Raw genomic sequence first — 24,764 nt, 5'->3', positions numbered from 1 at the left:
CAAAAAAGATTTGACGGGTTTCCGGGGCATCTATACTATTCGTCGCACTTGTCGGGCACAGCCTAGCACTGGTTAAGAAGGTCGAGCAGAATAGTTGTACTGCAAGGCTGGAAGCACTTAGTTTGTAATCCTCCAAGAGTACAGATTAATAAGGCGCCCGTAGCTCAGCTGGATAGAGCATCCGCCTTCTAAGCGGATGGTCGCAGGTTCGAGTCCTGCCGGGTGCGCCATTAGGCAGCTTTGGCACAAGTAGCGCTATATGGTGGGCGTAGCTCAGTTGGTAGAGCACGGGATTGTGACTCCCGTTGTCGAGGGTTCGATCCCCTTCGTCCACCCCATATTTTGAAAGGCGCCAGATTAATCGTCTGGCGCCTTTGCTTTAAGAGCTTCAAGCGCGGATGTGGTGGAATTGGTAGACACACTGGATTTAGGTTCCAGCGCCGCGAGGCGTAAGAGTTCGAGTCTCTTCATCCGCACCAATTAAAGCTTTGCTGTGCCGTCAGGCGGGGCAGGGCTCAACAAAGAAGTAGTTTGGTTTCTTTGTTAACGCAATATGGTGGGCGTAGCTCAGTTGGTAGAGCACGGGATTGTGACTCCCGTTGTCGAGGGTTCGATCCCCTTCGTCCACCCCATATTCGAAAGGCGCCAGATTTAACAGTCTGGCGCCTTTTTTGGTTTTAGCGGTTCGTATATCCGGCAGTGCAGGTGCAGGGTCGAAAGGCGGGGTGTTTCATCGTATTTGTGTGTCTCGATGATGCCGTGCTGTTCGCAAGTCTTGTCCGCAGGGTCGGGCGTCAGGGCAATGACTGGCTTCTTCTATATAGAAGCGGCGGTGCAGAGCCTTGGCGCAGTTGGCTGTATTTGTCACCGGGGCGAGGTGCATCCGTGCCTTCGTACCGATAAATTGTCGGCTGTTTTCCGCTGTATTTTCAGTAGGGTGACTTCTTGAGTTTGACCCACTAGAATGCATGCCCTTGATTGGGGTCGGAAATGGCCGGCTAACGTCTGTGCAACGAGGAATATCCATGCAAGTTTCTGTTGAAAATACTACTGCTCTCGAGCGCCGCATGAGCATCACCGTGCCGGCAGAGCGTATCGAGACTGCGGTCAACAAGCGTCTGCAGCAGACTGCCCAGAAGGCCAAGATCGCTGGTTTCCGTCCAGGCAAAGTGCCGATGAGCGAAATCAAGCGTCGTTTTGGTGCCGATGCGCGCCAGGAAGCTGTAGGTGACGTGATCCAGGCTTCTTTCTACGAAGCGGTTGTCGAGCAAAAGCTGAACCCGGCTGGCTCGCCTTCGATCGAACCCAAGTCTCTGGAAGCTGGCAAGGACCTGGAATACGTTGCTGTATTCGAAGTGTTCCCGGAATTCGAAGTGGCTGGTTTCGAAGGTATCGAAATCGAGCGTCTGAGCGCCGAAGTGGCTGATTCGGACCTGGACAACATGCTGGAAATCCTGCGCAAGCAGAACACTCGCTTTGAAGTGACCGAGCGTGCTGCCCAGAACGAAGACCAACTGAACATCGATTTCGTTGGCAAGGTTGACGGCGAAGTGTTCGCTGGCGGCTCCGCCAAGGGCACCCAGCTGGTGCTGGGTTCCAACCGCATGATCCCGGGCTTTGAAGACGGTCTGGTTGGCGCCAAGGCCGGCGAAGAGCGCGTTCTGAACCTGGAATTCCCGGCGGACTACCAGAACCTGGACCTGGCCGGCAAAGCCGCCGAGTTCACCGTGACCGTCAACAGCGTTTCCGAGCCTAAGCTGCCAGAGCTGAACGAAGAGTTCTTCGCTCAATTCGGTATCAAGGAAACCGGCATCGAAGGTTTCCGCACCGAAGTTCGCAAGAACATGGAGCGTGAGCTGCGCCAGGCCATCAAGTCCAAGGTCAAGAACCAGGTCATGGACGGTCTGCTGGCCGCCAACCCGATCGAAGTGCCAAAGGCTCTGCTGTCCAACGAAGTGGATCGCCTGCGCGTACAAGCTGTTCAGCAGTTTGGTGGCAACATCAAGCCTGACCAACTGCCGGCCGAGCTGTTCGAAGAGCAAGCCAAGCGCCGCGTTGTGCTGGGTCTGATCGTGGCTGAAGTGGTCAAGCAGTTCGACCTCAAGCCTGACGAAGACCGTGTTCGCGAAATGATCCAGGAAATGGCTTCGGCCTACCAGGAGCCTGAGCAGGTCGTGGCTTGGTACTACAAGAATGACCAGCAACTGAACGAAGTACGTTCGGTTGTGCTTGAAGAACAAGTTGTGGATACTGTTCTGCAGAAGGCTAAGGTGACCGATAAAGCGGTCTCTTACGAAGAAGCAGTCAAACCGGCGGAAGCAGCACAAGCCGACTGATTGTCCAACTCGTTGGAAATTCAACCATAAGCCAGCCTCGCGCTGGCTTATGCGTTTTCAAGACATGACTATTTGGGAGTAACTGCAGAGCATGTTCCGTAATTCCTATATTCAGCAGAACTCTGATATCCAGGCCGCTGGCGGCCTGGTCCCGATGGTTGTCGAGCAGTCCGCTCGTGGCGAACGCGCCTACGACATCTACTCGCGCCTGCTCAAGGAGCGAGTGATCTTTCTGGTTGGCCCGGTAGAGGACTACATGGCTAACCTGATCTGTGCGCAATTGCTGTTCCTTGAAGCGGAAAACCCGGACAAGGACATCCATCTTTACATCAACTCGCCAGGTGGTTCGGTGACCGCAGGGATGTCGATCTACGACACCATGCAGTTCATCAAGCCAAATGTGTCGACTACCTGTATCGGCCAGGCTTGCAGCATGGGCGCGTTCCTGCTGACAGCGGGCGCCGAAGGCAAGCGTTTCTGCCTGCCTAACTCACGCGTGATGATTCACCAGCCATTGGGCGGTTTCCAGGGCCAGGCATCGGACATCGAAATCCATGCCAAGGAAATCCTCTTTATTCGTGAGCGTCTGAACACGCTGATGGCCAAGCACAGCGGGCACACACTGGAAGAAATCGAGCGCGATACCAACCGTGATAATTTCATGAGCGCAGAAGCTGCCCGTGAATACGGGTTGATCGACGCAGTGATCGAAAAGCGCCCCGCTTAATATAAGCCGCTCAAAATAGGGCTGGTCGGCATGTCCGACCACTGGCGGGCTTGAAAAAGCCCGCATAAGCCTTCATCTTGTGTTGCAAGCCTATCGGATTTGGATCGAACGAATGACTGACACCCGCAACGGCGAGGACAACGGCAAGCTGCTCTATTGCTCCTTCTGTGGCAAAAGCCAGCATGAAGTACGCAAATTGATTGCCGGCCCCTCGGTGTTTATCTGCGACGAATGCGTCGACCTGTGCAATGACATCATCCGCGAGGAGGTGCAGGAAGCCCAGGCCGAGAGCAGTGCGCATAAACTCCCATCGCCTAAAGAAATCAGCGGCATCCTTGATCAATACGTTATTGGTCAGGAGCGTGCAAAGAAGGTTCTGGCCGTAGCGGTGTACAACCACTACAAGCGCCTGAACCAGCGTGACAAGAAAGGCGACGAGGTCGAGCTCGGCAAGAGCAACATCCTGCTGATCGGTCCTACAGGCTCGGGTAAAACCTTGCTTGCGGAAACCCTCGCTCGCCTGCTGAACGTTCCGTTCACCATCGCCGACGCCACCACCCTCACCGAGGCTGGCTATGTAGGCGAAGATGTCGAGAACATCATTCAGAAGCTGCTGCAAAAATGTGACTACGACGTAGAGAAGGCCCAGATGGGTATTGTCTACATCGACGAAATCGACAAGATTTCGCGCAAGTCCGACAACCCGTCGATCACCCGGGATGTTTCCGGTGAAGGCGTGCAGCAGGCCCTGTTGAAACTGATCGAAGGCACGGTTGCTTCCGTACCGCCACAAGGCGGCCGCAAGCACCCGCAGCAGGAATTCCTTCAGGTTGATACGCGCAACATCCTGTTCATTTGTGGCGGCGCGTTCTCCGGCCTGGAGAAGGTTATCCAGCAGCGCTCCACCCGTGGCGGCATTGGTTTCAGTGCGGAAGTGCGCAGCAAGGAAGAAGGCAAGAAGGTGGGCGAGTCCCTGCGTGAAGTCGAGCCTGACGATTTGGTCAAGTTCGGTCTGATCCCGGAATTCGTTGGCCGTCTGCCGGTCCTGGCGACGTTGGACGAGTTGGATGAGGCGGCTTTGATTCAGATCCTCACCGAGCCGAAGAACGCCCTGACCAAGCAATACGCCAAGTTGTTCGAGATGGAAGGCGTGGACCTCGAGTTCCGTACCGACGCGCTCAAATCGGTGGCCAAGCGGGCACTGGAGCGCAAAACCGGTGCACGTGGCCTGCGTTCGATCCTGGAAGGCGTATTGCTCGACACCATGTACGAAATCCCCTCGCAGTCTGAGGTGAGCAAAGTGGTGATCGACGAAAGCGTCATCGAAGGCAAGTCCAAGCCACTGTATATCTACGAAAACAGTGAGCCGACGGCCAAGGCTGCGCCAGACGCGTAAGCGTTCAGCAGCTGCGGTACAAGCAAGGGGCCTTTAGGGGCCCCTTGTTTTTTGGGGCGTTTTCTTGGTGCGGTGGTTAAATTCGCGTGTATTCATGCGTTTAACTACTGGCATTGAGCTTGTTTTTTTTGCATGTAACCCCCATCTTGGTTTCATGCTTACTTATCAACTGTCATAGAGGCGAAATCATGAAGACAACCATCGAATTGCCTCTCCTGCCGTTGCGTGATGTCGTCGTCTATCCGCACATGGTTATCCCGCTGTTCGTGGGGCGCGAGAAGTCTATCGAAGCCCTCGAGGCCGCGATGACGGGCGACAAGCAGATCCTGCTGTTGGCCCAGAAGAATCCTGCTGATGATGATCCGGGTGAAGATGCCCTGTATCGCGTCGGCACCATTGCCACTGTGCTGCAACTGCTCAAGCTGCCGGATGGCACCGTCAAGGTGCTGGTGGAAGGCGAGCAACGTGGTGCGGTTGAGCGTTTCATGGAGGTGGACGGCCACCTGCGCGCCGAAGTGGCACTGATCGAAGAAGTCGAAGCTGCCGAGCGCGAATCCGAAGTGTTTGTGCGCAGCCTGCTCTCGCAGTTCGAGCAGTATGTGCAGTTGGGCAAGAAAGTCCCGGCTGAAGTCCTGTCTTCCCTCAACAGCATTGATGAGCCAAGCCGCCTGGTCGATACCATGGCCGCGCACATGGCGCTGAAAATCGAGCAGAAGCAGGACATCCTCGAAATCATCGACCTGTCGGCCCGTGTCGAGCATGTGTTGGCGTTGCTGGATGGCGAAATCGACCTGTTGCAGGTAGAGAAACGCATCCGTGGCCGGGTGAAGAAGCAAATGGAGCGCAGCCAGCGCGAGTACTACCTGAATGAGCAGATGAAGGCCATTCAGAAAGAACTCGGCGACGGCGAGGAAGGCCATAACGAAATCGAAGAGCTGAAAAAGCGCATTGATGCCGCTGGCCTGCCAAAGGACGCCTTGACCAAGGCCACTGCCGAGCTGAACAAGCTCAAGCAGATGTCGCCTATGTCGGCCGAAGCCACCGTGGTGCGCTCCTACATCGATTGGCTGGTGCAGGTGCCGTGGAAGGCCCAGACCAAGGTACGCCTGGATCTGGCCCGCGCCGAAGAAATCCTCGATGCCGACCACTACGGTCTTGAAGAAGTCAAAGAGCGCATCCTCGAATACCTCGCCGTGCAAAAGCGCGTGAAAAAGATCCGTGGTCCGGTGTTGTGCCTGGTCGGCCCACCGGGTGTGGGTAAAACCTCCCTGGCCGAGTCGATTGCCAGTGCCACTAACCGCAAGTTTGTGCGCATGGCCCTGGGCGGGGTGCGTGACGAGGCGGAAATCCGTGGTCATCGCCGTACTTACATCGGTTCGATGCCAGGAAGATTGATTCAAAAGATGACAAAAGTGGGCGTGCGCAACCCGCTGTTCCTGCTCGATGAAATCGACAAAATGGGCAGCGATATGCGTGGCGATCCTGCCTCGGCGCTGCTTGAAGTACTCGACCCCGAGCAGAATCACAACTTCAACGACCATTACCTGGAAGTCGACTACGACTTGTCTGACGTAATGTTCCTGTGCACCTCCAACTCCATGAACATTCCGCCAGCCTTGCTGGACCGGATGGAGGTGATTCGTCTGCCGGGTTACACCGAAGACGAGAAGATCAATATCGCCGTCAAATACCTCGCGCCCAAGCAGATTTCGGCCAATGGCCTTAAGAAGGGTGAGATCGAATTTGAGGTCGAGGCGATCCGCGACATCGTGCGTTATTACACCCGCGAGGCCGGCGTACGGGGCCTGGAGCGCCAGATCGCGAAGATTTGCCGCAAGGCGGTCAAGGAACACGCCCTGGAGAAGCGTTTCTCGGTGAAAGTGGTGGCTGACTCCCTGGAGCACTTCCTGGGTGTGAAAAAATTCCGCTACGGCCTGGCCGAGCAGCAGGATCAGGTCGGGCAGGTGACTGGCCTGGCGTGGACCCAGGTGGGTGGCGAATTGCTCACCATCGAAGCTGCGGTGATTCCGGGCAAAGGCCAGTTGATCAAAACCGGCTCCCTGGGCGACGTAATGGTCGAATCCATTACCGCCGCGCAGACTGTGGTGCGTAGCCGCGCGCGAAGCCTGGGCATTCCTCTGGACTTTCACGAGAAGCACGACACCCATATCCATATGCCGGAAGGGGCGACTCCGAAGGACGGCCCTAGCGCGGGCGTAGGCATGTGCACGGCGCTGGTGTCGGCATTGACTGGCATTCCGGTGCGCGCCGATGTCGCAATGACCGGGGAAATTACCCTGCGTGGTCAGGTACTGGCCATCGGTGGTCTGAAAGAGAAACTGCTTGCGGCACACCGAGGTGGAATCAAGACGGTGATCATTCCTGAAGAGAATGTTCGCGACTTGAAGGAAATTCCTGACAACATCAAGCAGGATCTTCAGATTAAACCGGTTAAATGGATTGACGAGGTCCTGCAAATTGCGCTGCAATACGCGCTGGAACCCTTGCCGGATGTAGCTCCGGAGATAGTCGCGAAGGACGAAAAACGCGAGTCAGATTCCAAGGAAAGAATTAGCACGCATTAATGTGTTAAAGCCTGGGGGCTTCCTTGACAGCTTTTTAGAGCCCTTGTTATAAAGCGGCTCTTAAGTGTCTGTAGGCCACCCAGCACTGGTTTTTGCTTTCACCAAAAAACTTAGAATCATACTCAATAGATATATAAGGGGACTTAGAGTGAACAAGTCGGAACTGATTGATGCTATCGCCGTATCCGCTGATATCCCGAAAGCTGCTGCTGGCCGTGCGCTGGACGCAGTAATCGAATCCGTCACTGGCGCTCTGAAGGCTGGCGACTCCGTGGTACTGGTAGGCTTCGGTACTTTCTCTGTGACTGACCGCCCAGCTCGCACTGGTCGTAACCCACAGACTGGCAAAGCACTGCAAATCGCTGCTGCCAAGAAACCAGGTTTCAAAGCCGGTAAAGCCCTGAAAGAAGCCGTTAACTAAGCTTCGATCAAGCCTTTGCTTACCCGGGCCGGACGCACGTCCGACCTGGCCGCGGAGCGGTAGCTGACCCACGTATCCATCGGGTCGCCACGCCGGGGGTGAGAATTCAAGCCCCCGTCCGCTCCGCCAGTTACGAGAAGGCGCATCCTCGGATGCGCCTTTCTTCTATCCGGATTCTACCCACGCTCCACGGTTGCCTATTTTTGAAGTTCAACCGTTTCTGGGGGACGCATGCTGCAAAATATCAGGGACAATTCACAAGGCTGGATTGCCAAGACCATTATCGGGATCATCGTCGCATTGATGGCGTTCACCGGTATCGAAGCCATTTTCCAGGCTTCGGGTAATAACGCGCAGGACGTGGCCAAGGTCAACGGTGAACAAATCACCCAGACTGAACTGAGCCAGGCCGTCGATATGCAACGTCGCCAGCTGATGCAACAGCTGGGCAAGGATTTCGATGCTTCCCTGCTGGATGAAAAACTGCTGCGCGACGCGGCCCTCAAGGGCTTGATCGACCGCAAGCTGCTGCTGCAAGGCGCTGCTGATGCCAAGTTCGGCTTCTCGGAAGCGGCCTTGGACCAGGTGATCCTGCAGACGCCGGAATTCCAGGTGGATGGCAAGTTCAATGCTGAACGCTTTGACCAGGTGATCCGTCAGTTGGGCTACAGCCGTATGCAATTCCGTCAGATGCTGACCCAGGAAATGCTGATCGGCCAGGTTCGTGCAGGTATCGCCGGCAGCGGTTTTGTCACCGATGCCGAGGTGCTGGCGTTCGCCCGTCTGGAAAAACAGACTCGCGATTTCGCCACCGTGAACATCAAGGCGGACCCTGCAGCGGTGAAGCTCACCGATGATGAGGTCAAGGCTTACTACGATCAGCACGCCAAAGAGTTCATGACCCCGGACCAGGTGGTTATCGACTACCTGGAGTTGAAGAAGTCGTCCTTCTTCGATCAGGTCACCGTCAAGGACGATGAACTGCAGGCTGCCTATGAAAAGGAAACCGCCAACCTCGCTGAACAGCGTCGTGCCGCGCACATCCTGATCGAAGTCAACGATAAGGTCACCGAGGCGCAAGCCAAGGCCAAGATCGAAGAAATCCAGGCACGCCTGGCCAAAGGCGAGAAGTTCGAAGCCCTGGCCAAGGAGTTTTCCCAGGACCCTGGTTCGGCCAACAATGGCGGCGACCTGGGCTTTGCCGGCCCTGGCGTTTACGATCCAGACTTCGAAACCGCCCTGTACGGTTTGAAGCAGGACCAGGTATCGGCGCCGGTGCGCAGTGCCTTCGGTTGGCACTTGATCAAGTTGCTGGGCGTTGAAGCACCTGAGGTGCCATCGTTTGCCAGCCTGAAAGACAAGCTGACCCGCGAGCTCAAGGCCCAGCAGGTTGAGCAGCGGTTTGTCGAAGCGACCAAGCAATTGGAAGATGCGGCATTCGAAGCGTCCGACCTGGCCCAGCCGGCGTCTGACCTGAAGCTGACCGTTCACACCTCGGCGCCGTTTGGCCGTGAAGGTGGCGAAGGTGTTGCGGCCAACCGTGCCGTGGTCACTGCGGCATTCAGCCCTGAAGTGCTGGATGAAGGTGCCAACAGCAGCGCCATCGAGCTGGATCCGGAAACCATCATCGTGTTGCGTGCCAAAGAGCACCTCAAACCGGCCCAACTGCCGCTTGAGAGCGTCGCTGCGGCGATTCGCACCCAGATGACCAAGGAGCGTGCGAGCGCTGCCGCCAAAGCCCATGCCGACGAGTTGATCGCCAGCCTGCGTGATGGCAAAACCGCGCTGGATCAGCCGATTGACGGCCAGGCCTGGAAGGTGACTGAAGCGGCAACCCGCAGTCAGGAATCCATCGACCCAGCCGTGCTGCAAGCCCTGTTCCGCATGCCCAAGCCTGCGGCCAAGGACAAGCCAACCTTCACCACCGTGACGCTGCGCGATGGCAGCCTGGTGATTGTGCGCTTGAACGGCGTCAACGAAGCGGCAGCCCCGACGGACGAAGAAAAGGCGCAATACCGCCGCTTCCTCGCTTCCCGTATTGGCCAGCAGGACTTCGCGGCGTTCCGCAAGCAGCTGGAAACCCAGGCAGACATCAAGAAGTACTGATGCCGGCTTGAATAAAAAAGACCCCGTCCTGAAAAGGCCGGGGTCTTTTTTTGCCCTCGATAAAGCGGCAAGTCAGGATGTCGCCACAGGTTAAGTACGTTTGCCTGAAAACTTGAGCTTGCCCCAACTCAGACCGATCACCGCCGCCAGGGTCGAAGCGGCCAATACGCTGAGCTTGGCAGCCGACAGTAAGGCCGGGTCGGAGAAGGCCAGCGATGAGATAAAGATCGACATGGTGAACCCGATCCCGGCCAACAGACCAACCAGGCCGACGCCTGTCCAGGTCACACCGTCCGGCAGCTTGCAGATGTTGAGCTTGACCAGCATCAGGCTGGCCAGCATCACGCCCAGGGGTTTGCCAAGCACCAGCGCGAAGATGACCCCCATGAACACGCCATGAGCCATCGGATCATCCAGGTTGAAGCCGTCCAGGCTCACGCCGGCATTGGCCAGGGCGAACAGCGGCATCACGCCGAAGGCCACCCACGGATGCAATGCCGACTGCACACGTTGCACCGGCGGCAACATCTCTCGTTGCGCTTCGCGCAGTTGTTTGAGGGGCTTGGCGACTTGCTGCGCACCTTCATCCGATTGCGAGAAGCGCTCCATCAGCTCGTTGAACGTGCGTTCGATGGTTTCCAGGGGGCGTTCCGTGGTGGGTTTGGAACTGACCGGCGTCATCAAGCCCAGAATCACCCCGGCGAGGGTCGGGTGCACGCCGGTCTTGAGCAGCCCGAACCATACAATCGCGCCCGGCAGCAAATAGATCGCGGCCTTGCTGATGCCCATGCGTTGGAACACCAGTACCAGCGCCAGCCCGCCTGCGGCAATCACCAAACCCATGTAATCAAGACTGGCAGTGAAGAAGATCGCGATGATCAGGATCGCCACGATGTCATCAATGATCGCCAGGGCCAGCAACAGGATACGCACACCACTGGGAATCGACTTGCCCAGCAGCGCCAGTACACCGACGGCGAAGGCGATGTCGGTCGCGGTGGGTACGGCCCAGCCGCTGGCGGCGACGGTGCCGTGGTTGAGCAAGGTGTAGATGAGCGCCGGCATCAGCACACCGCCCAGCGCAGCGCCCAAGGGCAGCGTGGCCAGTTTCAGGTTGGCGAGGGCGCCGTCTTTGATTTCCTGGCGGATCTCGGCACCGACCACCAGGAAGAAGATGGTCATCAGCCCGTCATTGACCAGAAAGTGCAGGGAGCGCGAGACGCTGTAATCGCCCAGCCCCAGGGTGATAGGCGTATTCCAGAAGTGCTCGTAGGTCGCAGCGGCGGGGCTGTTGGCCCAGATCAGCGCCGTGATCGCCGCCAGCAGCAGGACGATACCGCTCACGGCTTCGATATGGGAAAAGCGCTCAAGGGCAGACAGCGCGCCCTCGGTCAGGCGCTGAGGGCGTGGGATGGCAGGGTGTTTATCAGGCACGACAACTCTCCATTGGCGGCCCGACCAATGCTTGGCTTTTAACCTGCGCCGTGCCTTATGCAGCAACGCACCCAGGGGCGATGATAGGAAGTTGAGGAATAAGTTGTAAACAAACTTGTCATCGGCCGGACAAGGTCTTGCCCGTCATTGCACCCAGTGCCAGCGCTATCAGCGCCAGTACGGCCCAGGCAAATGCCTCTACGCCCCAGTGCTGGAGCATCAAGCCGCCGGCCAGCCCACCCCCGGCGATGCCCAGGTTCCATACCGTGACCAGCATCGATTGTGCGGCATCGGCCGAGTTGCCGGCTGACTTGGCGAGTGCAGTTTGCAGCAGGGCCGGCAGGCCACCGAAAGCCAGGCCCCAGGCCGCCACGCTGATGTAGATGCAGATCGTAGAGCTGATGCACAAACCAAGCAGCAGGGCCGCGGCGGCGAACATCGCGCAACTGATGAGGGTCAGCAACCGCAGGTGTTGATCAATCCACATCCCCACCAACCAGATGCTCACCAGGGCCATCAAGCCGAACACCAGTAACACCTGGTCGATCTCGCTGCCAATGCCGGCGGGCACCAGCAAAGGAGCGATGTAGGTGTAGAGAATGTTATGGGCCAACACGTAGGTGAAGGTCACCCACAGCACTGGGCGGATTCCCGGCAGGGCCAGCACGCGATTCAAACCCAGACGTTTGCTTGGCGGTTCACCGGCAAAATCCGGCAGTTGCCAGCGCGCCCATATCAGCAATAACAGGGTCAGGCCGGTCATGATGGCGAAGCTGGTGCGCCAACCGACCAGCGTGCCAAGCAAAGTGCCGGCGGGTACGCCGAGGGATAAGGCCAGCGGTGCGCCGAGCATGGCCACGGCGATCGCTCGACCCTGCAGATGAGGGGCAACCATGCGGCTGGCGTAGCCTGCCAGCAGCGCCCACAGCAGCCCGGCGAATACGCCCGCGAAGAAGCGCGCGACCAGGGTCACGCCGTAGTGGCTGGAAAACGCGGTGACAGTGTTGACCAAGGCAAAGCCGCCAATGGCAATCAACAGCAGGGGCCTGCGACGCCAACCACGGGTCAGCAATGTCAGCGGGATGGCCGCGAGCAATGAGCCCAAGGCGTAGAGCGTTACCAACTGCCCGACCAGCGCCTGCGACACTCCCAGCCCTTCGCTCATTTGTGGCAGCAGCCCGGCGGGCATGGCCTCGGTGAGGATGGTGATAAAGCCGGCCGAGGCCAGGGCCAGCAACCCTGCCAATGGCAAAGGGTCACGCAGGGGCGCCGTTGCGGCCAATGAAGCGTTGTCGTTCATGGGAGTCTCCTTAAAGGGCAAGGAAGCAGGGTAGGGGGCAGCGGCGCGCGGAAAAACAGGCTAAGGTACCGAACTTATCGGACATTTTTGTCCGTAATCGACCAAGGCAGCAGAGTGGACAGTCTGAGCGGGCTCTCGGTATTCGTACAAGTCGCGCAAACTCGCAGCTTTACCGCGGCGGGGCGGGTATTGGGCGTGTCATCCTCAGCCGTAGGCAAAAGCATCGCACGCATGGAAGAACGCCTGGGCGTCAGGCTGTTTCATCGCAGTACCCGCAGTATCACCCTGACCAGTGAGGGCGCGCTGTTGCTGGAACGCTCGCGGCGTATCCTGGCGGAAGTGGAAGCAGCCGAGCTGGAATTGAGCGAGGCCAGTGCTACCCCACGGGGCAAGCTGCGTATCAGCGTGCCCCAGGTGCGAGGTTTGTTGATGCCGGTGATCAGTAGCTTTATGCGTGCCTATCCGGATATCGAGTTGGACGTGGATTTTTCCGACCGTATGGTGGACGTCATCGATGAAGGCTTCGACGCGGTGATCCGCACCGGCAAGCCGCAAGACTCGCGCTTGATGGCACGTCATCTGGGGCATTACCAATTGGTGCTCGTCGGTACGCCCGGCTATTTCGACCAATACGGTACGCCACGTCAGCCCCAGGACTTGAGTCGTCACGCCTGCCTGCGGCATAAATTCTGTGCTTCCGGCAAACTGGAACCCTGGCCGCTGCGACAGGTTCCGGGTGCGGCGGAGCCGAGCTTGCGCGCGCCGCTGGTCAGCAGCACCATTGAGTCGCTCAAACATGTAGCTCAGGACGGTCTCGGTATTGCGTGCCTGCCGGACTACATGGTCAACCAGGCGGTCGCGCAAGGGCAGTTGCAGCGGGTACTGGACGAGCATCTCGAACACCGCGGCAGTTTCTGGTTGCTGTGGCCGGCCAGTCGCCATGCCTCGGCCAAACTACGGGTATTTATCGACCATATGTGTGCCGGGCTTTTTCCTACTGACGCGGCCTCACAAGCCTGAGATGTTTTACCGACGGGAATGCGCGCTTCAAGGTCGTGTTCTGTTGCACAATACCGTCCGGACCGTTTTCCACAGGATTTTCAATGTCGACATCATTTCACTTGCGTAGCCTCGGGTTGGCGCTGGTGCTGGCGGGGGCCGCGGGCTGCTCGTCACCCAAGACCGCTATCTATGAACATGAGAATTTCGACGATTCCGGTACGTTTTCCCGTGATTACCCGGTCAGCGATGTAGCGGCGTGTGAAGCGGCGCGCCGGGCCCTGCTGAGCCAGGGTTACATCATTACCAGCAGCGATCCAAAGCTGGTGGCGGGCAACAAGAGCTTCCAGCAGACCGGCGAGACCCATCTGCAGATCAGTTTCAATGTGGTGTGCGCCGCTGATGGCAAGGGCAGCAATCACTCGACGATGTTTGCCAACGCCTTGCAGGACCGCTATGCGCTGAAGAAGGTCAACAACTCCGCCAGCCTCGGCGTGGGCGTGTTGGGTTCGGTGTCGATGCCGATCGGCTCCACCGACGACTCGATGGTGAAAGTCGCGAGCGAGACCGTCTCGGCGCCGAAGTTCTACGAGCGATACTTTGCGCTGGTAGATGTGTTCCTGCCGCAGGAGGTCAAACAGGCCGAGCATATACCCGAGCAGCCCAAGGCTGACCTGGGGGTGCCTGAACCCAAGGCTGCTCCGGTAGCCGATCAGGTCGAGGCGCCGAAGGAAGCACCTGTCGTGCCGGCGGCTGCGCAGCCCCTTGCACCGCCGCCTGAGGCTGCGCCGATTGCGCCGATGACCGAGCCTGCTCCAGCGGCGCCCGCTACGACTGATCCGACCTTGCCTGCGCCGACGGAAGCGATTCCACCGTTGCCGGCACCTGCCCAATAAGGTTTATAGACATCCACAGGCCGCTATCGGGGCAAGGCCTGATGGCAGAACATTGTAACTGTGGCGAGAGAGCTTGCTCCCTCGCCACAGGTTGTGGGTTGTCTGCTCTAGCGCTCAAAAGCTCCCCCTGACTAAATCCTCCCTTCGTAGTGACGTTTAATCCTCAAGCGCAGGACTGTCATCACATCGACTTTTTTTCGTCATGACGGCACTTTAAGCTGGGTTCGCAGGTCATTGATCTGCAACCGCTTACATTTGAAGAAGGAGTCCACCATGGACGATTACCAGGAAGAGCTGCTGGAGTACCAGGCGTTCGAACTGGATCCACTGGATCCGGCCGACGATGCCACCGAGCTGTAAAGCTGACTTCAGGCGGAATGCCGCTGACTGCGGCGAAATTCCCCTGGGGTCTGGTTGTTCCAGCGCCTGAAGGCACGCTGGAAGGCCTGGGCCGAAGCAAAACCGAGCAGGTAGGCGATTTCGCCGAACGCCAGCTCCGTATCGCGTATATAAGTCAGGGCCAGATCGCGGCGCGTGTCGTTGAGAATCGCGCGAAACTGCGTGCCTTCCTCGGCCAGTTTGCGCCGCAGTGTCCAGGTTGGCAGTTTCAAACGTGCCGCCACTTCTTCCAGGTCGGGTTCACGGCCGCCATTGAGCATCGGCCCGAGCAACCGCGTAATGCGTTCGCGCAGGCTGCGGGTGCGAGTCAGCTGCTCCAATTCCCTTTCACACAGCTGTAGCAACAAATACCAGGTGCTTGGACAGTGTTGTGGGTTGCGCAGCGCCAAAGTCGGTTGGTTCAGACGCAGTTGATTGGCGTCGGCGCCGAAGTGCACCACGCCACTTCCCAGCACGTTGTAGTGTTCTTGGTAATCCGGCGCGTCGAATTCGATGTCTATGCGTTGTGCCTGCACCGGCTGTTGCGCCACGCTGGACAGTTGCTGTAACCAGCCGGCAATGATCGAGTCGACCACAAAGCGGTTATAGGCGTTGTAGGGACTGATGGAGTAGAACCGCAGCCACGCGCCTTCGGCATCTTCATGAAAGCTTGATTGCCCGCGATAGTTGGAGCCGTACAGTGCTTCAAAACGTGTGAGCGTGCGCGCCGCTTCGCGCACATTGGGGGCCTGGGCGGCGGTGACACCGGCCAGACCGACCTGGCTCAAGCGACTGAGTTGGCCCATGCGCAGGCCCAGGCTCGGGTCGCCGGTCAGTTGAATAGCCGCGTGGCCCAGGCGCATATAGCGCGGGATCGACAGGCGGGCGCCGGCTTCAGCCAGGCGCGCCGGGTCCAGGCCGTATTGCAGCAGCAGCGGTTGCGGGTCCAGGCCGTGGCTGTGGATGGCGTCGGCCAGGGTGTGCACGAAGCCCACCGACAGATCCCCCAGGCGCACCGGCTTCAAGGGCTACAGCCAGATATTCAGCAGGCGCGCGCCACGGGCATCGCCGTCAGCGAATACTTGCCCATTGCTGCTCAGAAAACTCTGGCCGGCGCTGCCCAGGTCCCAGAACTGCCCACGCAAAAATACGCTCATGCCCGCCGTGGCCTGGCTTACGGGCTGCTGGCTGATCAGGGTGAGGCGGCGCCAGGCGGCGCCTTCGCTGGTTTCTTCAGGCTTGAGGCTGACTTCAGAAGGCGTCGACACGCTCTTGAAGCCACGCCATGGACGGTCCCAGGTGTCGCGGCCGGTGACGAAGGCCGGTACTGCGATCAGTTGCGCGCCGTGCTCGTTAAGCTTGCGGTAGTTGTCCGGGTACCAGCTGTCGCTGCCGACCAGGGTACCCAGGCGCCCGGCAGGCGTATCCACCACGCTGACGACATTCTCATCGCCCGGCTCGATAAAGCCACGCTCATCATAGATCGGGTAGAGCTGGCGCTGCGGTTGGCCCAGTGGCAAGCCGTCGGCGGCAAACACCACGCTGGCGTTGTACAGCGCGCCGTGACCGACCTCCAACTGGCCCTGGATCACGCTCGGGTTGGGCAGGGCGATGGAGCCGGCCACCAGGGTTACGCCAAACTCTTTTGCCAGGCCGCCAAACACCACTTGATAGTCGCGTGCCATGGCAGGGGCCTTCATGCGCAGGTAGGCGTCATCCATGCGGTTGTCGCCGGTGGCGCTGATCCAGGCTTTAGCAAATTGCAATGGGTTGCTGACCGACAGCCAGTTCATCGCATCCTTCAAATGCGTGGCCTGGTACAGCTCGTTTTTTTCGCCCTTGAGCATCAGCCAGGTGCCGATATGTTCGGGCAACACCACGATGGTCCTGGCGTTGATCAGGCCCTGGTCGCGCGCCTTTTGCAGGTAGCTCGACAGCTTCAAATGCAGACGTTCCAGGCTTTGGTAGTCGGCAGGGAACAGCTCCGGTTGAATGCCGAGCAGGTTGCCACGATCGGCCGGTTCGCCCTCATTGACGGCGAGGGTGATGCGCAGGTCCGACAGGTAATGCGCCACGGGGCGCTCCTGGGTCCAGACCAGATACGCAGCGAGGGAGGCAACCAGGGCCATGGTGACGGTGAACGCTAGAAGTTTACGCATGGGGCAACAGACAACAGACCGGGTGCAGGGTTCGCGACTAGGGTAGGGCCCATGGCGCGGCTTGCCAAGGGGCGCTGTGCATTTGGATCAATAACTTGTCAGTTTCAGTCATTGAGCCGTGGTCCACCGCCTCTTAGTCTGTGGGACATAAACCGATGGCACGCCGTTCGAGTGCGCCACGTCCCGTGATGATCCGTTGTGGAGCTGTACCATGACCGCTGCTGCCTACCCGCACCTGCTGGCCCCGTTGGACCTGGGTTTTACCACCTTGCGCAACCGTACCCTGATGGGCTCGATGCACACCGGCCTGGAAGAAAAGCCCGGCGGTTTCGAGCGCATGGCGGCTTACTTTGCCGAGCGCGCCCGTGGCGGCGTGGGCCTGATGGTCACCGGTGGCATTGGCCCGAATGATGAAGGCGGTGTATACGCCGGGGCAGCCAAACTGACCACTGAAGAAGAGGCGCGCAAGCACAAGATCGTCACTCAGGCGGTGCACGAGGCGGGCGGCAAAATCTGCATGCAGATCCTCCACGCCGGGCGTTATGCCTACAGCCCCAAGCAGGTGGCACCGAGTGCGATCCAGGCGCCGATCAACCCGTTCAAGCCCAAGGAGTTGGATGAGGAGGGCATCGAGAAGCAGATTCAGGATTTCGTTACCTGTTCGTTGCTGGCCCAGGCCGCCGAATACGACGGTGTGGAAATCATGGGTTCGGAAGGCTACTTCATTAACCAGTTCCTCGCCGCCCAGACCAACCATCGCACCGACCGTTGGGGCGGCAGCTTTGAGAACCGCATGCGCCTGGCGGTGGAGATCGTACGCCGGGTGCGCGAAGCCGTCGGCCCGAACTTCATCATTATCTTCCGCCTGTCGATGCTTGATTTGGTGGAAGGTGGCAGTGTCTGGGAAGAAATCGTGCAGTTGGCCAAGGCCATCGAACAGGCTGGCGCGACGATTATCAACACCGGTATCGGCTGGCACGAAGCGCGGATCCCGACCATCGCCACCAAGGTGCCCCGTGGCGCCTTCAGCAAAGTCACCGCCAAATTGCGCGGTGCGGTGCAGATTCCGCTGATCACCACCAACCGCATCAACACCCCGGAAATCGCCGAACAGATCCTGGCCGAAGGCGACGCCGACATGGTCTCGATGGCGCGCCCGTTTCTGGCCGACCCGGAGTTCGTCAACAAGGCGGCAGCCGGGCGTGCCGATGAAATCAACACCTGCATCGGCTGCAATCAGGCGTGCCTGGACCACACCTTTGGCGGCAAGCTGACCACCTGCCTGGTCAACCCGCGTGCCTGTTATGAAACCGAGCTCAATTACCTGCCCGTCAAGCAGATCAAGAAAATCGCGGTGGTCGGTGCCGGCCCTGCTGGCCTGGCGGCGGCCACCGTGGCGGCCGAGCGCGGGCATCAGGTGACCTTGTTCGATTCCGCCAGCGAGATCGGCGGCCAGTTCAATATCGCCAAGCGTGTGCCGGGCAAGGAAGAGTTTTTCGAAACCCTGCGTTACTTCAAGCGCAAATTGCAGACCACTCATGTAGAGCTGTGCCTCAACACCCGTGTGGGCGTTGAGCAACTGGTGGCCGGCGCTTATGACGAGGTGATCCTGGCCACCGGTATTGCACCGCGTACCCCGGCGATCCCGGGCGTCGAGAACGCCAAGGTGTTGAGTTACCTGGACGTGATCCTGGAGCGCAAACCGGTCGGCAAGCGTGTAGCGGTGATCGGCGCGGGCGGTATTGGTTTTGACGTATCGGAATTTCTCGTCCACCAAGGCGTGTCCACCAGCCTGGATCGCGAAGCGTTCTGGAAAGAATGGGGCATCGATACCCGGTTGGAAGCGCGTGGCGGCGTGGCCGGAATCAAACCCGAGCGCCATGCGCCGGCCCGTGAAGTGTTCCTGCTGCAACGCAAGGCCTCCAAAGTGGGCGACGGCCTGGGCAAGACTACCGGCTGGATCCACCGTACCGGCTTGAAGAACAAGCAGGTGCAAATGCTCAACAGCGTCGAGTATTTGAAGATCGACGATGAAGGCTTGCATATCCGCATCGGCGCCGAGGGCGAACCGCAGGTGCTGGCGGTGGATAATATCGTCATCTGCGCCGGCCAGGACCCGCTGCGCGAACTGCATGATGGCCTGGTCGCTGCCGGCCAGAACGTGCACCTGATTGGCGGCGCCGATGTGGCGGCCGAGCTGGACGCCAAGCGCGCCATCAACCAGGGCTCGCGCCTGGCTGCCGAGTTGTAAGGCGATACCAGGGGCGGTGTTAGACTTGCCGCCCCTTTCTCATTCAGATACCTGCCGATGGGCCCTTTCGATTGGCTGCCTCATGCGCCCCTTGAACCTTTGCAGCTCGATTGGCTGAACGGGATCGAGTTGGCTGTGCTGCGCCTGGACCGTATCGACCCGCTGATCAGCGGCAACAAATGGTTCAAGCTGACCGAACACCTGGCTGAGGCCCAAGCGGCCGGCGCCAAGGGCGTGATCAGCCTCGGCGGGGCTTACTCCAACCATCTGCACGCACTGGCAGCGGCGGGCAAACGCTTTGATTTTCCCACGGTCGGCCTGCTGCGCGGCCATCCCCAAGACACGCCCACCGTGCTTGACCTCAAGGCCTTCGGGATGCAGCTGCATTGGCTGGGCTACGGCGGTTATCGGGCGCGGCATGAGCCGGGTTTCTGGCTGCCCTGGCGCGAGCAGTATCCCGACCTTTATCCGATTCCCGAAGGCGGTGGTGGGCTGGCCGGTGCGCAGGGCTGTGGGGTGTTGGTGGCGCAGGCGCGAGCGCAGTTGAGTCACCTCGGTTGGACGGATTACGACGCATGGTGGCTGGCGGCGGGCACCGGTACTACCCTGGCCGGGTTGGTGCTGGCGGAGGCGAGCGCGCATCCGGTGTACGGCGCCATGGCGGTGCCGGATGATCATGGCGTGGCGCAGAATGTGAGTGCGATGGTACAGGGTGGCTATGAATTGCTGGACGCCAGCCGAGGTGGCTTTGCCAGGGTCGATCCGCTGCTGCTCGATTTTATCCAGCACACCGAACAGGCCTGCGGGTTGCCGCTGGAGCCGCTCTATACCGGCAAGGCATTGCTGGCATTGAAGCAACAGATCGAGGCCGGACGCTTCACCCCCGGCACCCGCCTGATCTTCATCCACACCGGCGGCCTGCAAGGCCGCCGAGGCTTCCTGTAGGAGCGGGCTTGCTCGCGAACAACGTCAACTATGACGCGGGTAGCCTGAATGCACGTGGCGCCCTTGGGTTTTTCGCGAGCAAGCTCGCTCCTACAGGTATCGGCTATCAGTTGGCGGGCTTGTGCCTGCGCGGCATCATGCGCAAAGCAGTGTTATCGCGCACCACATAATGATGAAAGATCCCCGCCAGTGCATGCAGGCCGATCAACCAATAACCGACCTGGGCGAACAGCACATGCCAGCCTTCAATCTCCTCGGCCAGCGCCTTGTTTTCTGCAATCAGCGGCGGCAATTCGATCCCATAGAACATCACCGAATGCCCTTTGGCGCTGACGATCAACCAACCGGCAATCGGCAGCCCGATCATCAACGCATACAGCGCCCAATGCATCAGCTTCGCCAGCAGGCTCTGCCATTGCGGCGGTGTCGGCACGATCTTCGGCGCCACCCCCAGGCTGCGTGCGAACAGGCGAAGCCATACCAGCACAAACACGGTAAGGCCGAGCATAAAGTGCATTTCCACAATCAGCGTGCGCGCACCGCTGCCTTTGGGGAATTGCCCGCGTAACTCAATGCAGGCGTAGACCACCGCCAGCAGCACCACCATCAACCAGTGCAACGCAATCGACATGGTGCTGTAGCGCGTATCGGAATTTTTCCACGGCATTGCTGTGTTCCTCACTCATCAGGGCATACCTCCGCTCTTTAGCGACGGAGTACGTTAACTGTATGCCCGTTTTAAGCGTTTCGCTCGTTGCCAATGCCGTTGCCTTGATCCTGGTCAGTAGCTTTGCGGCATTTCCCCGCGTGCCAGGCGGGCATTGATGTCGGCGATGACCTTCGGCAGGTCGGTGATGGTGTCGATCAGGTAGTGCGGGCGCGAGCCTTCGAACATCGTTTCGATGCGCCGGCGCTCGCTGGCCAGTGTGGCGCTGTCCAGGGCACGGAATTGCTCATAGGTCAGGCCCAGGGCGTTGCCCGAACAGGTCAGCGCGACGGTCCACATCCCGGCACGACGGCCCTCAAGAATACCCGGCACGGTGTCGTCGACCTTCACGCACGCCGCTACATCATCAATGCCCAGGGCAATCACATTGGCCAGAGCCTGGGCCGGCCAAGGGCGGCCGTTGGGGACTTCGTCGGTAGCGACCACGTGGTCGGCGACATAGCCGTTGGTGGCGGCCAGGGCGACGACCTTGTCCATCACCTGCTTGGGATAGCCGGAGCAGGAGCCGATCTTGATGCCTTGCGCGCGTACACCGGCCAGGGTGTCGAGGGCGCCGGGGATCAGGGCTGAGTGTTCGGCGATCTTCTCGATTTGCAGCGGCATGAAACGCTGGTAGATGGCGGTCACGTCATCATCGGTCGGTGTGCGGCCGAAGGCCTTGCGGTAGCGCTCGGCAACGAGCGGCTGATCGCACAGGGTGCGGATATGGTCCCACTTGCCCATGCCCATAGGGCCACGGGCTTCTTCGATAGAGACTTGCACGTCGAACTCGGCAAACGCCTCGACAAAGATCTGCGTGGGGGCGAAGGAGCCGAAGTCGACCACGGTGCCGGCCCAGTCGAGGATAACGGCCTGGAGGGTGTTGGGGTTTTGATAGTTCATGGTTCAGGTCCTGTGGGTAATGAAATTCATGTAGGAGCGAGCTTGCTCGCGAAAAACTCCCGGGCATCGCGTTGAATCAGAATGCCCGTGTCATCGTTAACGGTCTTCGCGAGCAAGCTCGCTCCTACACATTTCTTGCAGCACGTCGGCGATAGCCTTGACCGCCGCCTGCATACCGGCCGCATCGACATGGCCGATGCAGCCCACGCGAAAGGTTTCCACCTGGGTCAGCTTGCCGGGGTAAAGGATGAAACCCTTGGCCTTGACCCGTTCGTAGAAGTCCTTGAACTGGTAGCGTGGGTCTTTTGGTGCGTGGAAGGTGACGATGATCGGCGCCTGGATCGCCGCCGGCAGGAAACTGCGCAGGCCCAGCGCAGCCATGCCGTCCAGCAGTGCCTGACAGTTGTCGGCGTAGCGTTGATGACGGGCGGGCAGGCCGCCTTCTTCGGCGTATTGCAGCAACGCTTCATGCAGGGCCGCGACGACGTGGGTCGGTGGGGTGAAACGCCATTGTCCGGTCTTGGCCATATAGGTGTGCTGGTCGAACAGGTCCATCGCCAGTGAGTGGCAGTTGTCCTGGGACGCGGCCAGCGCAGCTTTTTCGGCAAAGACAAAGCCCATGCCCGGTACGCCTTCCAGGCATTTGCCCGAGGCGGCGATCAGCGCCTCGAACGGCACTTCGCGAGCATCAATCGCCAGCGCGCCGAAAGAACTCATGGCATCGATGATCAGGCGCTTGCCGTGATTCTGGACGACCTGGGCAATCTGCGGCAGTGGGTTGAGAATCCCGGTACTGGTTTCGCAATGGATCAGCGCCACATGGGTGATGGCGCTGTCGGCCTGCAGCAGGCGATCTACATCGGCAGCGGTGGTGGGCTCGTCTTCGGCGGTTTCAAAGGTGCTGAATTCGCGGCCAAGCACCTCGCAGATTTTCGCCAGGCGCTTGCCGTAGGCGCCGTTGATCAACACCAACACCTTGCCATTGCGCGGGACCAGCGTGCCGATGGCGGCTTCGACGGCGAAGGTGCCGCTGCCTTGCAATGGCACGCAATGGTGGCTGTCGGCAGCATTGAGGATGGCCAGCAGTTGCGCGCAGGCGCTGGCGGTGAGCTGGTTGAAGCGATCATCCCATGACCCCCAATCCACCATCATCGCCTGACGGGTGCGGGGCGAAGTGGTCAGGGGGCCAGGGGTCAACAGGATCGGCGCGGCAGTGGTCATCTCAAATCCTCGCAAGGGTCGGGGTTGAAGCTACGGCGCCTAAATTGCAGTTTGGCTTGTTATCAATCAAATTGTTTGTTGTTATGCGAGCTATCAGTGAGGCCGATAGCTATGAACCTGTTCCAACTGCGTGCATTCGATGCCGTGGCCCGCGAGGGCAGTTTTACCCGTGCTGCGGCGCGGCTGTTCATCAGCCAGCCGGCGGTGACCGGGCATATCAAGGCGCTTGAAGAGCATTATCAGATTGCGCTGTTGCGCCGTACCGCCCGGCGCGTGGAGTTGACCGAAGAGGGCGCACGCCTGGCGGCCATCACCCGGGCCATCTTCGGCCTGGTCGATGAAGCGCAGACCATACTGGAGGCCAACCGCCAGTTGCTCACCGGGCGCCTGGAAGTGGCCGCGGATGGCCCGCACCTGGTGATGCCGATGATCGCCAGCCTGCGCTCGCGCTACCCGGGCATTACCGTGAACCTGCGCCTGGGCAATGCCCAGGAAACCCTGGCGGCGCTGCTGTCCGAACATGCCGATGTGGCCGTGCTCACCGAGGTGGAGCCGCGCAATGGCCTGCACCTGCAACCTCTGGACGAGTCACGGATTTGCGCTCTGGTGCCGGCAGCGCATCCGTGGACAAAGCAGCCTGACGGGATTGAACTGGCGCAGCTGCATGAGGTGATCATGGTGCTGCGTGAGCCCAGCTCCATTACCCGGCGCACATTCGATGACGCGTGCCTGGCGGCGAACGTACAGCCCAAGGTGCTGCTGGAACTGGACAGCCGTGAAGCCGTAACCGAGGCGGTCGCGGCCGAATTGGGGGTAGGGGTGGTGTCGTCGATGGAGGTCAGCCCGGACCCGCGGGTGCACGCTGTGCCGATCCTCGGCGATGGCCTGCTGAACCGGCACACGCTTGGCTGCATGGAGCGGCGTCGTTCGCTGCGCTTGATTCAGGCCTTTTTCGAGTTGGCGTGAAGGCTGTCACGCACGATCTCCAAAAAGCTTGCCACCACGCGGCGTGAGCTCTGTTCTTTCAGGCACACCAGGGTTTCTTTCATGCGCTGGGTGCAATCGCGGATCGGCATGGCGTACACCCGTGCGTCGGCGCCCAACTCTGCCGCCGATACCACGCCCACGCCAATGCCCACCACCACCGCTTCACGTGCGGCTTCGCGGCCTTCCACCTGGATCGCCGGGCGAATGCGCAGGCCGGCCTGGCGCATTTCCTGCTCCAGGGTCTGACGGGTCACCGAGCCGATTTCCCGCAGTACCAACGGCGTGTCATCAAGGTCGGCCAGGCAGATGGACTCGCGCCCGGCCCAGGGATGATTGCGGGCGACAAACGCCAACAGTTGGTCGTCAGGCAATGGCAGCGACAGCAGGCGTGCATCGTCGACATCGCGGCCCAACAGCGCCAGATCGGCCTGGTAGTTGTACAGGCGCAACAACGATTCATCGGTGTTGCCGGTTTCGATCTTCACGCTGATCCCCGGGTACAACCGGCAGAACCGTGCAATCTGCGGCAACACGTGCACAGGGGCATCCACCGCCAGGGTCAGGGTGCCAGTCAGCAGGGCGCGGGAGTCCTGCAGTAATTCTTCGGCCTGCGCCTCGATCACAAACAGGCGCTGAGTAATGCCCAGCAGGCGTTCACCCAGGTCGGTCAGGCGGACCGAACGTTTGTTGCGGTGAAACAGCAACACGCCGAAGCGCTCTTCGAGTTTGCGCACCTGGTCGGAAATGGCAGGCTGGGTCAGGAACAGGCGCTCGGCGGCGCCGGTAAAACTGCCGTGCACGGCCACTGCATGGAAGGCTTTGAGCTGGGCATGGGAAACCGACATGGCGCGTCCTCTTACAAGCTGAACTTATATTTGAAATACGATAAATCGATTTTACCTATTAGTCAGCCATTGCTTTGATGCACCTCAGTCGCCGTAGGTTGAGTCCTACAACCTCGGTGACCATGGGCGCAGGCAAACCGCGTTCATCTGACCAATACCGTGCCCTCCC

At 59.6% G+C, this 24,764-nt stretch carries 19 protein-coding genes and 4 tRNA genes; 15 read left to right on the top strand and 8 right to left on the bottom strand.

Translation table 11 applies throughout. The features are described from left to right. Nucleotides 1–153: 153 nt before the first annotated feature. The 10 genes from TX23_RS00435 to TX23_RS00390 all read left to right on the top strand — a co-directional run bounded on the left by TX23_RS00435 (nucleotide 154) and on the right by TX23_RS00390 (nucleotide 9,571). Nucleotides 154–230 (top strand) — tRNA-Arg (locus TX23_RS00435). Between the two features lie 32 nt (nucleotides 231–262). Further along, a tRNA-His gene (locus tag TX23_RS00430) sits at nucleotides 263–338 on the top strand. Nucleotides 339–394: 56 nt separating this feature from the next. After that, a tRNA-Leu gene (locus tag TX23_RS00425) sits at nucleotides 395–479 on the top strand. A gap of 77 nt (nucleotides 480–556) precedes the next feature. Further along, nucleotides 557–632: transfer RNA gene (locus TX23_RS00420), tRNA-His, on the top strand. Nucleotides 633–1,025: 393 nt separating this feature from the next. After that, entirely contained in the window at nucleotides 1,026–2,336 is a 1,311-nt protein-coding gene (tig, locus tag TX23_RS00415; protein ID WP_057700538.1) for a trigger factor, read from the top strand. A 91-nt stretch (nucleotides 2,337–2,427) separates the two neighbouring features. Beyond that, a complete protein-coding gene (gene clpP, locus TX23_RS00410) occupies nucleotides 2,428–3,063 on the top strand; it encodes an ATP-dependent Clp endopeptidase proteolytic subunit ClpP (RefSeq protein WP_005789297.1) in 636 nt (211 codons plus the stop codon). A 112-nt stretch (nucleotides 3,064–3,175) separates the two neighbouring features. Next, nucleotides 3,176–4,459, top strand: a complete 1,284-nt coding sequence (gene clpX / locus TX23_RS00405) for an ATP-dependent Clp protease ATP-binding subunit ClpX (RefSeq protein ID WP_003238279.1) — start codon at nucleotides 3,176–3,178, stop codon at nucleotides 4,457–4,459. 188 nt (nucleotides 4,460–4,647) lie between these two features. Beyond that, nucleotides 4,648–7,044 carry an endopeptidase La gene (gene lon, locus TX23_RS00400; RefSeq protein WP_057700537.1) on the top strand — a complete coding sequence of 799 codons (2,397 nt, stop codon included), beginning with the start codon at nucleotides 4,648–4,650 and terminating at the stop codon, nucleotides 7,042–7,044. A 148-nt stretch (nucleotides 7,045–7,192) separates the two neighbouring features. Then, entirely contained in the window at nucleotides 7,193–7,465 is a 273-nt protein-coding gene (locus TX23_RS00395; RefSeq protein WP_057700536.1) for an HU family DNA-binding protein, read from the top strand. Nucleotides 7,466–7,696: 231 nt separating this feature from the next. Then, complete coding sequence (locus TX23_RS00390; protein WP_057700535.1) at nucleotides 7,697–9,571, top strand: SurA N-terminal domain-containing protein; 1,875 nt, start codon at nucleotides 7,697–7,699, stop codon at nucleotides 9,569–9,571. A 90-nt stretch (nucleotides 9,572–9,661) separates the two neighbouring features. Here the strand turns inward: TX23_RS00390 and nhaA are convergent, their stop codons facing one another. Beyond that, nucleotides 9,662–11,005: a Na+/H+ antiporter NhaA gene (nhaA, locus tag TX23_RS00385; protein ID WP_057700534.1), complete on the bottom strand. Its 1,344-nt coding sequence runs from the start codon at nucleotides 11,003–11,005 to the stop codon at nucleotides 9,662–9,664. Nucleotides 11,006–11,123: 118 nt separating this feature from the next. Continuing rightward, nucleotides 11,124–12,305: an MFS transporter gene (locus TX23_RS00380; protein ID WP_057700533.1), complete on the bottom strand. Its 1,182-nt coding sequence runs from the start codon at nucleotides 12,303–12,305 to the stop codon at nucleotides 11,124–11,126. A 114-nt stretch (nucleotides 12,306–12,419) separates the two neighbouring features. Between TX23_RS00380 and TX23_RS00375 the strand changes: the two genes are divergently transcribed. Both TX23_RS00375 and TX23_RS00370 read left to right on the top strand, forming a co-directional pair. Further along, complete coding sequence (locus tag TX23_RS00375; protein ID WP_057700532.1) at nucleotides 12,420–13,325, top strand: LysR family transcriptional regulator; 906 nt, start codon at nucleotides 12,420–12,422, stop codon at nucleotides 13,323–13,325. A gap of 83 nt (nucleotides 13,326–13,408) precedes the next feature. Next, nucleotides 13,409–14,200 carry a DUF2242 domain-containing protein gene (locus TX23_RS00370; protein ID WP_057700531.1) on the top strand — a complete coding sequence of 264 codons (792 nt, stop codon included), beginning with the start codon at nucleotides 13,409–13,411 and terminating at the stop codon, nucleotides 14,198–14,200. A gap of 368 nt (nucleotides 14,201–14,568) precedes the next feature. Here the strand turns inward: TX23_RS00370 and TX23_RS00365 are convergent, their stop codons facing one another. After that, nucleotides 14,569–15,603 (bottom strand): AraC family transcriptional regulator, encoded by a 1,035-nt coding sequence (locus TX23_RS00365; protein ID WP_057700530.1) that lies wholly within the window; start codon nucleotides 15,601–15,603, stop codon nucleotides 14,569–14,571. Nucleotides 15,604–15,606: 3 nt separating this feature from the next. After that, on the bottom strand, nucleotides 15,607–16,737 hold the full coding sequence (locus TX23_RS00360; protein WP_057700529.1) for a carbon-nitrogen hydrolase family protein: 1,131 nt from the start codon (nucleotides 16,735–16,737) through the stop codon (nucleotides 15,607–15,609). A 211-nt stretch (nucleotides 16,738–16,948) separates the two neighbouring features. On the opposite strand from TX23_RS00360, the gene TX23_RS00355 reads away from it, so the two are divergent. Both TX23_RS00355 and TX23_RS00350 read left to right on the top strand, forming a co-directional pair. Continuing rightward, nucleotides 16,949–18,988 (top strand): NADPH-dependent 2,4-dienoyl-CoA reductase, encoded by a 2,040-nt coding sequence (locus TX23_RS00355; RefSeq protein WP_057700528.1) that lies wholly within the window; start codon nucleotides 16,949–16,951, stop codon nucleotides 18,986–18,988. A 57-nt stretch (nucleotides 18,989–19,045) separates the two neighbouring features. After that, complete coding sequence (locus tag TX23_RS00350; protein ID WP_057700527.1) at nucleotides 19,046–19,933, top strand: 1-aminocyclopropane-1-carboxylate deaminase/D-cysteine desulfhydrase; 888 nt, start codon at nucleotides 19,046–19,048, stop codon at nucleotides 19,931–19,933. A 106-nt stretch (nucleotides 19,934–20,039) separates the two neighbouring features. Here the strand turns inward: TX23_RS00350 and TX23_RS00345 are convergent, their stop codons facing one another. The 3 genes from TX23_RS00345 to TX23_RS00335 form a co-directional block, all read right to left on the bottom strand. Next, nucleotides 20,040–20,600, bottom strand: a complete 561-nt coding sequence (locus tag TX23_RS00345) for a cytochrome b (protein WP_057700526.1) — start codon at nucleotides 20,598–20,600, stop codon at nucleotides 20,040–20,042. Nucleotides 20,601–20,714: 114 nt separating this feature from the next. Continuing rightward, on the bottom strand, nucleotides 20,715–21,542 hold the full coding sequence (gene phnX, locus TX23_RS00340; protein WP_057700525.1) for a phosphonoacetaldehyde hydrolase: 828 nt from the start codon (nucleotides 21,540–21,542) through the stop codon (nucleotides 20,715–20,717). A gap of 96 nt (nucleotides 21,543–21,638) precedes the next feature. After that, entirely contained in the window at nucleotides 21,639–22,763 is a 1,125-nt protein-coding gene (locus TX23_RS00335) for a 2-aminoethylphosphonate--pyruvate transaminase (RefSeq protein ID WP_057700524.1), read from the bottom strand. Nucleotides 22,764–22,874: 111 nt separating this feature from the next. On the opposite strand from TX23_RS00335, the gene TX23_RS00330 reads away from it, so the two are divergent. After that, complete coding sequence (locus TX23_RS00330; protein WP_057700523.1) at nucleotides 22,875–23,729, top strand: LysR substrate-binding domain-containing protein; 855 nt, start codon at nucleotides 22,875–22,877, stop codon at nucleotides 23,727–23,729. Here the strand turns inward: TX23_RS00330 and TX23_RS00325 are convergent. Further along, entirely contained in the window at nucleotides 23,705–24,595 is an 891-nt protein-coding gene (locus tag TX23_RS00325) for a LysR substrate-binding domain-containing protein (RefSeq protein ID WP_057700522.1), read from the bottom strand. The two genes, TX23_RS00330 and TX23_RS00325, sit on opposite strands and share 25 nt — an antisense overlap. Nucleotides 24,596–24,764 lie beyond the last annotated feature (169 nt).

The organism is Pseudomonas paralactis (assembly GCF_001439735.1).
Classification (GTDB): domain Bacteria; phylum Pseudomonadota; class Gammaproteobacteria; order Pseudomonadales; family Pseudomonadaceae; genus Aquipseudomonas; species Aquipseudomonas paralactis.
This window is presented reverse-complemented; position numbering and strand designations above follow the sequence as displayed.